A 14,757-nucleotide genomic window follows, 5' to 3' on the forward strand; every position below is an offset into this window, starting at 1 on the left:
AAACCTAGTACAGAGCTATTTGACAAAGGTATGTTTAAGGTGACAGGTGAGCTAGAGACTGAAAAAAACTAGTTTTTAGGCATGTTTTCTTATCCACAAGTTGTGGATAACTTTGTGAACAAGAGAAAGAGATATGAGATGATGACGAACATAAAACCACATAGGCCATTACCAAGTCAGGCCCAGCTGGATTATTTAGAGGATGAACTAGCTGCCTTTATCCATTTTGGCCCCAATAGCTTTTATGACCAAGAATGGGGAAGTGGGCAAGAGAATCCTAAGCGTTTTAACCCGAACAAGTTGGATGCGCGTGAATGGGTTCGAGTGCTCAAAGAAACAGGTTTTAAAAAACTGATTTTGGTGGTTAAGCACCACGATGGTTTTGTCCTCTACCCGACAGCTTATACAGACTATTCGGTCAAGGCTAGCCCTTGGAGGGGTGGAAAGGGGGACTTGCTCCTTGAGGTTTCCAAAGCTGCGACTGAGTTTGACATGGACATGGGAGTGTATTTGTCTCCTTGGGATGCTCACAGTCCCCTCTATCATGTGGACCGAGAAGCGGACTACAATGCCTATTATCTGGCTCAGTTGAAGGAAATCTTATCAAATCCTAACTATGGGAATGCTGGGAAATTTGCCGAGGTTTGGATGGATGGTGCTCGAGGGGAGGGGACCCAGCAGGTCAACTATGAGTTTGAGACTTGGTTTGAGACTATTCATGACCTACAAGGGGATTGCTTGATATTCTCAACAGAGGGAACTAGTATTCGCTGGATTGGTAATGAACGGGGCTATGCAGGGGATCCCTTGTGGCAAAAAGTCAAGCCCGACCAGTTGGGGACAGAGGCTGCATTAGATTATCTACAGCACGGTGATCCCTCAGGAACGCTGTTTTCAATCGGCGAGGCAGATGTTTCCCTTCGGCCGGGTTGGTTTTACCATGAGGATCAGGATCCCAAGTCTCTCGAGGAGTTGGTCGAGATTTATTTTCACTCGGTAGGGCGGGGAACCCCTCTCTTGCTCAATATCCCACCAAACCAAGATGGTCTCTTTGATGAACGGGATATCCAGCGACTGTATGAATTTAGAGCCTACCGTGACGAGCTCTATAAAGAAGATTTGGCTTTGGGAGCCAAGGTATCTGGTCCTGCTCTATCAGCAGACTTTGCTTGTTGCCACCTGACAGATGGACTAGAGACCAGTTCTTGGGCTAGTGATGTAGAACTGCCAATTCAGTTAGAGCTCGATTTAGAGTCACCTAAAACTTTTGATGTGATCGAGCTGAGGGAAGATTTGAAGCTAGGACAACGCATCGTTGCTTTCCATGTTCAGGTAGAGTTGGATGGTATCTGGCAGGAGTTTGGATCAGGATTTACAGTGGGCTATAAACGCCTTTTGCGAGGATCGGTCGTTGAGGCGCAGAAGATACGTGTGACCATTACAGAGGCACAGGATTTGCCAGTATTAACTATGATTTCACTTTATAAAACACCTAGCTTGTCAAAAAAAGAAGCTGTTCAGCAGCTAGAGTTTTCAGAAAAAAGTCTAGCTGTGACCAAGGGAGAAAATGCCTATTTTACAGTCAAGCGCAGAGAATGTAGTGGTCCTTTGGAAGCTAAGATTTCGATTCAACCAGGGACGGGTGTGCATGGTGTCGCTTATCAGGATGTGATTCAAGCTATTGAGTTTCAAGTTGGCGAGACTGAAAAAAGATTGACGCTTCCAACCTTGTATTATACAGGAGATAAAACCTTGGATTTCTATCTGAACCTAACGGTGGGTGGTCAGCTTGTTGACCAGCTTCAGGTCCAAGTTTCATAAAAAAAGAACCTTTGCGCGATGCAAAGGTTCTTTTGGTTAATAGTGATTTGGTAGCCAGCTGAGGGTGAAGATCAGTTGCTCAGCTTTCAAGAGGTCTTGGTGTTGGATGCTAGATACAGAGGTCTTGTCTAATCGACACTCTTTGACAAAGTTAAAATGGCTGTAGTTTTGCTCAGCATGGATATCTAGCCATTTATTTTCCTTAGCTAGGTAGACACGCAGATGGTCAAAGAGAGGGATTCCGAGGTCGTAGCTGGGTTTGCCTGGACAGGTCGGGTAGAATCCAAGAGCCGACCAGATGTACCAAGCAGAGAGACTACCGTTGTCCTCATCGCCAGGATAGGCTTGCCAACTTGGGTGAAAGGCTTTCTGACGTATCGACTTGATGAGAAGAGCAGTGTAGTCAGGGTAGTCACTGTAGCGGAAGAGATAAGGGATGTGGAAACTAGGTTGGTTGGAAATGGCGACTTGTCCAAAGGGAGCAGTAGCCATCTCGCTCATCTCGTGAATCTCATAACCATAGCCAGTCGTTTCAAAGAGAGGAGCATCCTGACAGGCTTTCAAAAGGTAGTGACTAAAGGTTTCTTTTCCACCCATCAGTTGGATTAAGCCAGGGATGTCGTGGAGGACGCCTAAAGTCGCTTGAATGGCAGAGCATTCGGCGTAGTCACGTCCCCAACTATAAGGAGAGAAGTCTGGTCGGAAGTTTCCTTGACTGTCTCGCGCTCGCATGTAGCCTGTTTCAGCGTCAAATAGATGGCGGTAATTTTGTGACGAAGTTCTATAAGTTTCCGCGATGTCATTTTGACCAAGCTTTTCGGCACAGTTGGCGATACAAAAGTCGCTATAGGCATCATAGTCAAGGGTGTGGCTGACGCTTTCGTAGTGGTCGGTAGAGAGATAACCCAGTTCTCGGTATTGGGCTAGTCCGTGGCGACCGTTGATGCCAAGAGGATCAGACTTGGTGGCCGTCTCCAGCATGGCTTGGAGGAGTTCTTCTTCCAAGTCGGGAGCCATATCCTTGCAGGCGCTATCTACGATAATGCCATCTAGCAGAGTACCAGGCATCATACCACGTTCGTCTGGAGCCAGCCATTTTGGAAGGAATCCAGTATCGCGGTAGCTATTGAGGAAACCTTCTAAAAAGCGGTGATAGTGTTCTGGTATGATAAGAGCAAAGAGGGGGAAGGTGGTGCGAAAGGTATCCCAGAAACCATTGTTGCTAAAGAGGACGCCGGGCTTGACAGTACCAGTAGCCAGGTCCATATGGATGGCTTGCCCTGATTCATCAACCTCATAAAAAGTCTGCGGGAAGAGAAAGAGTCTGTAAAGGCAGTGATCAAAGAAGGTTCGGTCAGCTTCTCCTGTCTCCATAATATCAAAACGATGGAGGAGGTTTTTCCAGTCCGCTTTCGCATTTGCTTTACAGCTATCAAAGTCCGTTTGAGGTAGATTAAGCAGAGCTTGAGAAGGAGAGATGAAAGAAGTTGCTAGCTGGATTTCAGCATGACTATCTGTCAGGTCAATTCGCCAGTCTCCACTTTCTTGGCTGACAGCAAGAATATCCGTATTCATTTGTAAAGCAGTAAACAGTATCAGCGGATTTTTGTTGGTCTCTGTTTTTCCCTCTTGACGCAGGGCAAGAGTCCGCTTATCTATTTGTTCTCCTGTCAGTTCATCTGCTGCGTGAAGATAGAGGGAGAGGGCTTTGCCTTGCTTTTGCTCCAAACGAATAGAAGCGCCATAGCAAGTCGGTGTCAGTTGGCTTTCAATCTGATAGCGCAGGGAGAAAATCTTCAGATAATGAGGTTGGAAAGAGGCCTTATCCCTATCATAGGAGGATTGACGGTGAAAGAGGCTGTTTCCACCCAGATGGCCTGTGACAGGTGTCAGAAGGAGCCAAGAGTAGTCGCCAATCCAAGGACTGGGCTGGTGGGTTAATCTAATCCCCTGAAAAATAGGTAGATGCGGATCGAAAAGCCAAGCTTCCTCCTGATCACTGGTCTGGGGCACAAAATAATTCATCCCGAAAGGGACGCCTGTGTAGGGCAGGGTATTTCCTCGAGAAAAGGCATGCTTGCTAGCAGTCCCAAAGCGGGTATCGATGGTTTCAAGTAGTGGTTTCATAGTCTTTCCTTTAGCTGTTTTTCTACATTATATCAGAAAAATGAGACCTTTAGATATGGGGTTCGAAAGTAAGCAATTTTGTAGAAAAATGACTATCATTTGTGTATGTATTTTCTGTCTCAAAAACTATATACTGAACATGAAACTTGTTTGAAAGAGGAAACTGCACGATGACTTATTCGAAAGAAATTGTTAGAGAATGGCTGGATGAAGTAGCAGAGCGGGCTAAGGACCATCCGGAGTGGGTGGATGTCTTTGAGCGTTGCTATACAGACACCTTGGACAATACGGTCGAGATCCTAGAAGATGGCTCAACCTTTGTATTGACTGGGGATATTCCTGCCATGTGGCTTCGGGATTCGACAGCCCAACTCAGACCCTACCTTCATGTGGCTAAAAGAGATCCTCTCTTGCGCCAGACCATTTCAGGTTTGGTCAAGCGTCAGATGACCTTGGTGCTCAAGGATCCGTATGCCAATTCCTTCAATATTGAGGAGAACTGGAAGGGCCACCACGAGACTGACCACACGGACCTTAATGGTTGGATCTGGGAACGCAAGTACGAGGTGGACTCGCTTTGCTATCCTTTGCAACTGGCTTATCTACTTTGGAAAGAGACTGGTGAGACCAGTCAGTTTGATGAGACTTTTGTCGCAGCAACCAAGGAAATTCTCCATCTTTGGACAGTGGAACAAGACCACAACAATTCACCTTATCGTTTTGTCCGTGATACAGACCGCAAGGAAGACACCTTGGTAAATGATGGATTTGGACCTGACTTTGCAGTGACAGGTATGACCTGGTCAGCTTTTCGTCCGAGTGATGACTGCTGTCAGTATAGCTACTTGATTCCATCCAATATGTTTGCCGTAGTTGTCTTGGGGTATGTGCAAGAAATCTTTGCAACACTGGACCTAGCTGACAGCCAAAACATCGTGGCAGACGCTAAACGCCTGCAAGCTGAAATCCAAGAAGGAATCGAAAACTACGCTTACACCACTAACAGCAAGGGTGAAAAGATTTACGCCTTTGAAGTGGATGGTTTAGGGAATGCTAGCATCATGGATGACCCAAACGTACCAAGTTTGTTGGCTGCGCCTTATCTGGGCTACTGCGACATTGACGATGAGGTTTACCAAGCAACTCGTCGGACCATTCTGAGCCCTGAAAATCCATACTTCTACCAAGGAGAATACGCTAGCGGTCTCGGAAGTTCTCATACCTTCTATCGCTATATCTGGCCAATCGCCCTTTCTATCCAAGGTTTGACAACAAGAGATAAGGCGGAGAAGAAATTCTTGCTCGATCAGCTGGTTGCCTGCGATGGTGGAACAGGTGTTATGCACGAAAGCTTCCACGTGGATGACCCAACGCTCTACTCTCGTGAATGGTTCTCTTGGGCCAACATGATGTTCTGTGAGTTAGTCTTGGATTACCTGGATATTCGCTAGTGAGCTATCGCTCAACAGATTCTGGTAAAGAATCACAAATATATTTTTAAATTTAAGTTAGAATGAGGTTTTACTTCATGGAAAATGTTGTCGTACATATTATCTCACATAGTCACTGGGACCGTGAGTGGTACTTACCTTTTGAAAGCCACCGTATGCAGTTGGTGGAATTATTTGACAATCTCTTTGACCTCTTTGAAAATGATTCTGAGTTCAAGAGCTTCCACTTGGATGGACAAACCATTGTCCTTGATGACTACTTGGAAATTCGTCCTGAAAATCGCGACAAAGTCCAAGGTTACATTGACCAAGGCAAACTCAAAATTGGTCCTTTTTACATCTTGCAGGATGACTACTTGATTTCCAGCGAAGCCAATGTTCGCAATACCTTGATTGGTCAAGCAGAATGTGCAAAATGGGGCAAATCAACCCAGATTGGTTACTTCCCAGATACCTTTGGAAATATGGGACAAGCTCCCCAAATCCTTCAAAAATCAGGCATTCACGTGGCAGCCTTTGGCCGTGGTGTCAAGCCGATTGGATTTGACAACCAAGTCCTCGAAGATGAGCAGTTCACTTCCCAGTTTTCAGAAATGTACTGGCAGGGTGCAGACGGAAGTCGTGTCCTCGGTATTCTTTTTGCCAACTGGTACAGTAATGGAAATGAAATTCCAGTGGATAAAGACGAGGCCTTGACTTTCTGGAAACAAAAATTGGCAGACGTGCGTGACTACGCTTCTACCAACCAATGGTTGATGATGAACGGATGTGACCACCAGCCTGTACAGCGAAATCTGAGTGAAGCCATTCGTGTGGCCAATGAACTCTTCCCAGATGTGACCTTTGTGCATAGTTCCTTTGATGACTATATCCACGCAGTAGAAAGTGCTCTGCCGGAGCAACTATCTACGGTTACAGGTGAGTTGACCAGTCAGGAAACAGATGGCTGGTATACACTGGCTAACACTTCTTCATCCCGTATTTATCTCAAACAAGCTTTCCAAGAAAATAGCAACCTGCTAGAACAAGTAGTGGAACCATTGACGGTCATCACTGGCGGACATAACCACAAGGACCAGTTGACCTATGCTTGGAAAGTCCTTCTACAAAATGCGCCACATGACAGTATCTGTGGCTGTAGCGTAGACGAGGTTCACCGTGAGATGGAAACACGTTTTGCTAAGGTCAACCAAGTTGGGAACTTCGTTAAGACCAATCTTCTCAACGAGTGGAAGGGTAAAATCGCAACCCATGAAGCCCAAAGCGACCATCTCTTTACCGTCATTAACACAGGCTTACATGATAAGGTTGATACGGTAAGCACAGTGATTGATGTGGCGATTTGTGATTTCAAGGAATTGCACCCAACAGAAGGCTACAAGAAAATGGCAGCCTTGACCTTGCCAAGCTACCGTGTTGAAGACTTGGAAGGACATGCTGTAGAAGCGAAAATCGAAGATCTGGGAGCTAATTTTGAGTATGATTTGCCAAAAGACAAGTTCCGTCAGGCTCGTATCGCTCGACAAGTGCGCGTGACAGTGCCTGTTCATCTAGCACCTCTCTCTTGGACAACCTTCCAATTGCTTGAAGGAGAACAAGAACACCGTGATGGTATTTACCAAAATGGAGTGATTGATACGCCATTTGTAACGGTTAGTGTGGATGAAAACATCACGGTCTATGACAAGACAACTCATGAAGCGTATGAGGATGTTGTTCGCTTTGAAGACCGTGGTGACATTGGAAATGAGTACATTTATTTCCAACCAAAAGGAACAGAGCCTATCTACGCAGAACTCAAAGGATATGAAGTCTTGGAAAATACAGCTCGTTTTGCCAAGATCTTGCTCAAGCATGAATTGACAATTCCAGTAAGTGCAGACGAAAAACTGGATGCAGAACAAAGAGGCATCATCGAGTTTATGACGCGTGAAGCTGGGCGCTCAGAAGAATTGACAACCCTTCCTCTGGAAACAGAGATGACTGTCTTTGTTGACAATCCTCAAATCCGCTTCAAGACTCGCTTTACCAACACCGCTAAGGATCACCGTATCCGTCTCTTGGTTAAGACTCATAATACGCGTCCAAGCAATGATTCTGAAAGCATTTATGAGGTGGTGACACGACCAAATAAACCAGCGGCTTCATGGGAAAATCCTGAAAATCCTCAACACCAGCAAGCCTTTGTCAGTCTGTATGATGATGAAAAAGGGGTGACGGTGGCAAATAAAGGATTGCACGAGTATGAAATCCTTGGAGACGACACTATTGCAGTGACCATTCTTCGTGCCTCAGGTGAGCTAGGTGACTGGGGTTACTTCCCAACACCAGAGGCTCAGTGCTTGCGTGAGTTTGAAGTTGAGTTTGCTCTGGAATGCCATCAAGCCCAAGAACGCTTCTCAGCCTTCCGTCGTGCCAAAGCCTTCCAAACACCATTCACTAGTCTTCAGGTCGCTAAACAAGAAGGAAGTGTTGCAGCAACTGGTAGCCTCTTGAGTCACGCGGCACTCAGCTTACCACAAGTTTGCCCAACAGCCTTTAAAGTGGCGGAAAATGAAGAAGGATATGTCCTCCGTTACTACAATATGAGTCAAGAAAATGTGCGCATCTCAGAACACCAACAAACTATTCTTGACTTACTTGAGCGACCATATCCCGTTCATTCAGGACTCTTAGCACCACAAGAAATTCGTACAGAATTGATCAAAAAAGAAGACATTTAACAGTTTTAAAGTGTTTGATAACTAATACTATGAGATAGAAAGGAGGGGCGAAAAAGTAAGGGCTAACTGCTGATTCGCCCCTTTTTACGGTAAAGAACAATGATTATTGCAACCATTGATATCGGAGGGACCGGTATAAAATTTGCTAGTCTAACTTCCGATGGAAAAATACTAGATAAGACAAGTACTCCAACGCCAGAAAGTTTGGAGGATTTACTAGCTTGGCTAGACCAACGCTTGGCAGAACAAGATTATAAGGGTATTGCTATGAGTGTTCCAGGCGCGGTCAATCAAGAAACAGGTGTGATTGAGGGAATCAGTGCTGTGCCTTACATCCATGGCTTTTCTTGGTATGAGGCTCTTGCTCATCACCAGCTACCTGTCCATCTAGAAAATGATGCCAACTGTGTTGGACTTAGTGAATTGCTAGCTCACCCAGAGCTTGAAAATGCAGCCTGTGTCGTGATTGGGACTGGGATCGGCGGAGCCATGATTATCAATGGCAAACTTCACCGTGGTCGCCACGGCTTAGGTGGTGAGTTTGGCTACATGACAACCATCGCACCAGCAGAAAAACTTAACAACTGGTCGCAACTAGCGTCAACTGGAAATATGGTGCGCTACGTGATTGAAAAATCTGGTCAGACTGACTGGGATGGTCGCAAGATTTACCAAGAAGCTGCAGCAGGAAATGCTCTTTGTCAAGAAGCGATTGAGCGCATGAATCGTAATCTGGCTCAAGGTTTGCTCAATATTCAGTATCTCATCGACCCAGATATCATTAGTCTGGGTGGCTCTATCAGTCAGAATCCAGACTTTATCCAAGGTGTCAAAAAAGCTGTCGATAAATTTGTCGAGACCTACGAAGAATACACGGTCGCACCAGTTATCCAAGCTTGCACCTATCACGCAGATGCCAATCTTTACGGTGCCCTAGTCAACTGGCTACAGGAGGAAAACCAATGGTAAGATTTACAGGACTTAGTCCCAAACAAACGCAAGCTATTGAAGCATTAAAAAATCACATTTCTCTGCCAGATGTAGAGGTAGCTGTCGCTCAGTCTGACCAAGCCTCTATCTCTATCAAGGGTGAAGGTGGACACTATCAACTAACCTATCGAAAACCTCACCAACTCTACCGCGCCTTGTCCTTGTTGGCAACAGCTCTAGCAGAAGGTGATAAGGTAGACCTTGAAGAACAAGCTGCTTATGAAGATTTGGCCTACATGGCAGACTGTTCTCGAAATGCGGTGCTGAATGTGGCTTCTGCCAAACAGATGATTGAGGTCTTGGCTCTCATGGGTTATTCAACCTTTGAGCTCTACATGGAAGATACTTATCAGATTGAGGGGCAACCTTACTTTGGTTATTTCCGTGGTGCCTACTCGGCTGAGGAGTTGCAGGAAATCGAATCCTATGCCCAGCAGTTTGACATGACCTTTGTGCCTTGCATCCAGACCTTGGCCCACTTGTCAGCCTTCGTCAAATGGGGTGTCAAAGAAGTGCAAGAACTCCGTGATGTAGAGGACATTCTCCTTATCGGTGAAGAAAAGGTGTATGACCTGATTGATGGCATGTTTGCCACTCTGTCTAAACTGCAGACACGCAAGGTCAATATTGGGATGGACGAAGCCCACTTGGTTGGTTTGGGGCGCTACCTCATTTTGAACGGTGTTGTGGACCGTAGTCTCCTCATGTGTCAACACTTGGAGCGCGTGCTGGATATTGCCGATAAGTATGGTTTCCACTGCCAAATGTGGAGTGACATGTTCTTCAAACTCATGTCAGCAGATGGCCAGTACGACCGTGATGTGGAAATTCCTGAGGAAACTCGTGTTTACCTAGACCGTCTCAAAGATCGTGTAACCTTGGTTTACTGGGATTATTACCAAGATAGCGAAGAAAAGTACAATCGTAATTTCCGCAATCACCACAAGATTAGCCAAGATATAGCCTTTGCAGGTGGTGCTTGGAAGTGGATTGGTTTTACCCCACACAACCATTTCAGCCGTCTAGTGGCTATCGAGGCCAATAAAGCCTGTCGTGCTAATCAGATCAAAGAGGTCATCGTAACTGGTTGGGGGGACAATGGTGGGGAAACTGCCCAGTTTTCTATCCTACCCAGCTTGCAAATCTGGGCAGAACTCAGCTACCGCAATAACCTCGACCGTTTGTCTGCTCACTTCAAGACCAATACAGGTCTATCGGTTGAGGACTTTATGCAGATTGACCTAGCTAACCTCTTACCAGACTTGCCAGGCAATCTCAGCGGGATCAATCCCAACCGCTATGTCTTTTATCAGGATGTTCTCTGTCCGATTCTTGACCGGCACGTGACACCTGAACAGGACAAACCGCACTTTGCTCAGGCAGCTGAGATTCTCTTTGACATCAAAGAAAAAGCTGGGGACTATGCCTACCTCTTTGAAACTCAGGCCCAGTTGAACCAGATTTTAAGCAGTAAAGTGGATGTGGGACGACGCATTCGTGAAGCTTATAAAGCCGGTGACAAAGTCAGCTTACAGCAAATCGCCAGACAAGAATTACCAAAACTCAGAAGCGAGATTGAACATTTCCATGCCCTCTTTAGCCATCAATGGTTGAAGGAAAACAAGGTCTTTGGCTTGGACACAGTTGATATCCGTATGGGAGGACTCTTGCAACGCATCAAGCGAGCAGAAAGTCGCATCGAGGCTTATCTAGCTGGTCAGCTTGACCGCATCGACGAGTTAGAAGTGGAAATCTTACCATTTACTGACTTCTACGCAGACAAGGGATTTACAGCCACAACAGCCAACCAGTGGCACACTATTGCGACAGCTTCGACGATTTATACGACTTAAAGGTCTTTTTTCCGAGTCAGAATGTTTCTCGTGAAACCTATTTCTTATAAAAAACTTCTCCACAAAAAATAATTTGTGGAGTTTTTTCTATAATTAGTAGTTTAACCTAGCCTTCAAATAGGAGTATACTAATAATGTAATCGTTATCAAACCTAAAAATTCGATGAAATCAGTTTTTAGGAATAAAAAGGGAGGAAATTATGAAAAAGTTTTCAAAGACCTTGAGAGATAACTGGATCTTTCTCTTGATGGTTTTACCAGGGGCACTCTGGTTGATTCTATTCTTTTACATTCCAGTATTTGGGAATGTGGTCGCCTTTAAAGACTACCATATGACCAGTAATGGTTTCATAGATAGTATTGTGAATAGTAAATGGGTCGGGTTAGATAATTTCAGATTCTTGTTCAGTTCAAAAGATGCCTTTATCATCACTCGTAATACCGTTCTTTACAATCTCGGCTTTATCTTTATCGGTTTGATTGTATCAGTAGGGATTGCCATCATCCTCAGCGAGCTCCGCTCTAAAAGAATGGTTAAGATTTTCCAAACGTCTATGTTGTTCCCTTACTTCCTGTCATGGGTTATCATCAGTTTCTTTACAGATGCCTTCCTAAACATTGACAAAGGGGTCTTCAACCATTTCCTAACATCCATTGGCATGAAGGAAGTCAACTTCTACGCTGACTTAGGCATTTGGCCATACCTTCTCCTTTTCCTAGGTATTTGGAAAGGCTTTGGATATAGCAGTGTCATGTACTATGCGACAATCATGGGAATTGACCCAACCTACTACGAAGCAGCAACAGTGGACGGGGCGAGCAAGTGGCAACGTATTCGCAACGTAACCATTCCTCAGTTGACTCCGCTTGTAACAGTCTTGACCATCCTTGCAGTCGGAAATATCTTCCGTGCAGACTTTGGTCTCTTCTATCAAATTCCACACAATGCTGGTCAGCTTTACAATGTAACCAACGTTTTGGACGTATATGTCTTTAATGGTTTGACTCAGACAGCAGATATCGGTATGGCTTCAGCAGCCGGTCTTTACCAATCCGTTGTCGGTTTGATTCTGGTTATCCTATCAAACTTGCTTGCAAGACGAGTCGATCCAAACTCCGCTTTGTTCTAGAAAGGAGGAGAATATGGCAGAAAAGAAAATTAAAAAAGAAAAAATCGATAATGTCGGCATTCACTCCTTCAGTAAGAAAGCAGATATCTTCTTTAGTATCATCTCTGGTTTGATCGCTCTTTCTTGTATCTTGCCCTTTATCTTCGTTATCATCATTTCAGTGACAGACGAAAAGAGCATCCTCCAGTATGGATATAGCTTTTTCCCTTCGAAGTTTGGTGTAGATGGATTCCAGTTCTTGGCTCAGTTTAAAGATAAGATCCTCCAAGCGCTCTTTATCTCAGTTTTTGTAACCGTAGTTGGAACAGTGACCAATGTCTTCATCACAACCACTTATGCCTACGCCATCTCACGGACAACCTTTAAGTACCGCAGATTCTTTACAATCTTCGCTCTTCTTAGTATGTTGTTCAATGCTGGTTTGGTACCAGGCTATATTGTGGTAACTCGCCTGCTTCAACTTGGTGATACCGTTTGGGCCTTGATTGTTCCAATGCTTCTTTCACCATTCAACATCATCCTGATGCGTTCTTTCTTCAAGAAGACCATTCCAGAAGCCATTCTCGAGTCCGCTCGTATCGATGGTGCCAGCGAAGCTCGGATCTTCTTCCAGATTTGTTTGCCATTGTCACTTCCAGGTATCGCAACCATCACGCTTTTGACAGCTCTTGGTTTCTGGAACGACTGGTTCAACGCCCTTCTTTACATCAAGAGTGACAACTTGTATCCATTGCAATATTTGCTTATGCAAATCCAACAAAATATGGACTACATCGCAAAAGCAGTCGGTCTATCTGGTCAACTGGGAGTTGCTCTTCCAAAAGAAACAGGTCGTATGGCTATGGTTGTCGTTGCAACCCTTCCAATCGCCATTCTATATCCATTCTTCCAACGCTACTTTGTTAAAGGTTTGACGATCGGTGGTGTGAAAGAATAGCATTTGCTGAGAAATACCGTTTCTCTCTTCCCAACTTCATCTTAGTGACTGAAGTTACAAATTATTAAATCGTTTATAAGTTTAAAAATAAAAAAAGGAGTTTTTATCATGAAAAACTGGAAAAAATATGCTTTTGCATCTGCTAGCGTAGTCGCTTTGGCTGCAGGTCTTGCTGCTTGTGGAAACCTTACAGGTAATAACAAAAAAGCTGCTGACACTGCTTCAAGTGAAAAACCTGTTCTTAAAATGTACCAAATCGGTGACAAACCAGACAACTTGGATGAATTGCTAGAAAATGCAAACAAAATCATCGAAGAAAAAGTCGGTGCTAAATTGGATATCCAATACCTTGGATGGGGTGACTATGATAAGAAAATGTCTGTTATCACATCATCTGGTGAAAACTATGATATCGCATTTGCATCTAACTATGTCGTAAATGCTCAAAAAGGTGCTTATGCTGACTTAACTGAATTGTATAAAAAAGAAGGAGCAGAGCTTTACAAAGCACTTGACCCAGCTTACATCAAAGGGAACACTGTAAACGGTAAGATCTATGCAGTACCAGTTGCAGCTAACGTTGCATCATCTCAAAACTTTGCCTTCAACGGAACTCTTCTTGCTAAATACGGTATCGATATTTCAGGTGTCACTTCATACGAAACACTTGAACCAGTCTTGAAACAAATCAAAGAAAAAGCTCCAGACGTAGTACCATTTGCGGTTACGAAGAACTTTATTCCATCTGATAACTTTGACTACCCAGTACCAAATGGACTTCCATTTGTTATCGACCTTGAAGGAGACACTACTAAGATCGTAAACCGTTACGAAGTGCCTCGCTTCAAAGAACACTTGAAGACGCTTCACAAATTCTATGAAGAAGGATACATTCCAAAAGACGTAGCAACAAGCGACACTTCATTTGACCTTCAACAAGATACTTGGTTCGTTCGTGAAGAAACAGTAGGACCAGCTGACTACGGTAACAGCTTGCTTTCACGTGTTGCGAACAAAGACATCCAAATCAAACCAATCACTAACTTTATCAAGAAAAACCAAACAACACAAGTTGCCAACTTTGTTATCTCAAACAACTCTAAGAACAAAGAAAAATCAATGGAAGTGTTGAACCTCTTGAACACGAACCCAGAACTCTTGAACGGTCTTGTTTACGGTCCAGAAGGCAAGAACTGGGAAAAAATTGAAGGTAAAGAAAACCGTGTACGCGTCCTTGATGGCTACAAAGGAAATACTCACATGGGTGGATGGAACACTGGTAACAACTGGATTCTTTACATCAACGAAAACGTTACAGACCAACAAATTGCAGATTCTAAGAAACAATTGGCAGAAGCTAAAGAATCTCCAGCACTTGGATTCATCTTTAACACTGACAATGTGAAATCTGAAATCTCAGCAATTTCTAACACAATGCAACAATTCGATACAGCAATCAACACTGGTACTGTAGACCCAGATAAAGCAATCCCAGAATTAATGGAAAAATTGAAATCTGAAGGTGCCTACGAAAAAGTATTGAACGAAATGCAAAAACAATACGACGAATTCTTGAAAAACAAAAAATCATAAGAACGATTGATTTCGTGTATTCATTCCTAATTCCTAAAAATGTGATCACTGCCTTCCCTAGTTCTCTAGGGGAGGTAGTGATTTTTAGGATGCAAACATGAAAAGAGTGGTTCTGAGGGTTTATGCGATGTG

Annotated in this window: 9 protein-coding genes; 8 read left to right on the forward strand and 1 reads right to left on the reverse strand. The window is 44.3% G+C overall.

Annotated features, from left to right (window positions below):
- The first annotated feature begins 141 nt into the window (after window positions 1-141).
- On the forward strand, window positions 142-1,821 hold the full coding sequence (locus B7725_RS04330; protein WP_162279012.1) for an alpha-L-fucosidase: 1,680 nt from the start codon (window positions 142-144) through the stop codon (window positions 1,819-1,821).
- 36 nt (window positions 1,822-1,857) lie between these two features.
- On the opposite strand, the gene B7725_RS04335 is transcribed toward B7725_RS04330, so the two are convergent.
- Window positions 1,858-3,948, reverse strand: a complete 2,091-nt coding sequence (locus B7725_RS04335; RefSeq protein WP_084874750.1) for a GH92 family glycosyl hydrolase — start codon at window positions 3,946-3,948, stop codon at window positions 1,858-1,860.
- A 170-nt stretch (window positions 3,949-4,118) separates the two neighbouring features.
- Between B7725_RS04335 and B7725_RS04340 the strand changes: the two genes are divergently transcribed.
- The 7 genes from B7725_RS04340 (at window position 4,119) to B7725_RS04370 (ending at window position 14,625) form a co-directional block, all read left to right on the forward strand.
- Window positions 4,119-5,399: a glycoside hydrolase family 125 protein gene (locus B7725_RS04340; protein WP_084874751.1), complete on the forward strand. Its 1,281-nt coding sequence runs from the start codon at window positions 4,119-4,121 to the stop codon at window positions 5,397-5,399.
- Between the two features lie 77 nt (window positions 5,400-5,476).
- The gene (locus B7725_RS04345) at window positions 5,477-8,122 is read left to right on the forward strand and encodes an alpha-mannosidase (RefSeq protein WP_084874753.1); all 2,646 of its coding nucleotides are present in this window, start codon (window positions 5,477-5,479) and stop codon (window positions 8,120-8,122) included.
- A 99-nt stretch (window positions 8,123-8,221) separates the two neighbouring features.
- Window positions 8,222-9,091, forward strand: coding sequence for an ROK family protein (locus tag B7725_RS04350; protein ID WP_084874755.1), 870 nt, complete (start codon window positions 8,222-8,224; stop codon window positions 9,089-9,091).
- A complete protein-coding gene (locus B7725_RS04355; protein ID WP_084874757.1) occupies window positions 9,085-10,965 on the forward strand; it encodes a beta-N-acetylhexosaminidase in 1,881 nt (626 codons plus the stop codon). The genes B7725_RS04350 and B7725_RS04355 overlap by 7 nt, the downstream gene beginning before the upstream one ends.
- A 200-nt stretch (window positions 10,966-11,165) precedes the next feature.
- Entirely contained in the window at window positions 11,166-12,095 is a 930-nt protein-coding gene (locus B7725_RS04360) for an ABC transporter permease (protein ID WP_000714584.1), read from the forward strand.
- A 13-nt stretch (window positions 12,096-12,108) separates the two neighbouring features.
- Entirely contained in the window at window positions 12,109-13,032 is a 924-nt protein-coding gene (locus B7725_RS04365; RefSeq protein ID WP_000818344.1) for a carbohydrate ABC transporter permease, read from the forward strand.
- A 108-nt stretch (window positions 13,033-13,140) separates the two neighbouring features.
- Window positions 13,141-14,625, forward strand: coding sequence for an ABC transporter substrate-binding protein (locus tag B7725_RS04370; RefSeq protein ID WP_084874759.1), 1,485 nt, complete (start codon window positions 13,141-13,143; stop codon window positions 14,623-14,625).
- Window positions 14,626-14,757: the final 132 nt, after the last annotated feature.

Origin of the sequence: Streptococcus oralis subsp. tigurinus, assembly GCF_002096275.1 — a bacterium.
GTDB lineage: Bacteria > Bacillota > Bacilli > Lactobacillales > Streptococcaceae > Streptococcus > Streptococcus oralis_CN.

Bases quoted from the DNA above. Each gene is read 5' to 3' on its own strand.
- B7725_RS04365 (WP_000818344.1), top strand. From the start codon at position 12,109: ATGGCAGAAAAGAAAATTAAAAAAGAAAAAATCGATAATGTCGGCATT.
- B7725_RS04350 (WP_084874755.1), top strand. From the start codon at position 8,222: ATGATTATTGCAACCATTGATATCGGAGGGACCGGTATAAAATTTGCT.
- B7725_RS04360 (WP_000714584.1), top strand. From the start codon at position 11,166: ATGAAAAAGTTTTCAAAGACCTTGAGAGATAACTGGATCTTTCTCTTG.
- B7725_RS04355 (WP_084874757.1), top strand. From the start codon at position 9,085: ATGGTAAGATTTACAGGACTTAGTCCCAAACAAACGCAAGCTATTGAA.
- B7725_RS04345 (WP_084874753.1), top strand. From the start codon at position 5,477: ATGGAAAATGTTGTCGTACATATTATCTCACATAGTCACTGGGACCGT.
- B7725_RS04330 (WP_162279012.1), top strand. From the start codon at position 142: ATGACGAACATAAAACCACATAGGCCATTACCAAGTCAGGCCCAGCTG.
- B7725_RS04340 (WP_084874751.1), top strand. From the start codon at position 4,119: ATGACTTATTCGAAAGAAATTGTTAGAGAATGGCTGGATGAAGTAGCA.
- B7725_RS04370 (WP_084874759.1), top strand. From the start codon at position 13,141: ATGAAAAACTGGAAAAAATATGCTTTTGCATCTGCTAGCGTAGTCGCT.
- B7725_RS04335 (WP_084874750.1), bottom strand. From the start codon at position 3,948: ATGAAACCACTACTTGAAACCATCGATACCCGCTTTGGGACTGCTAGC.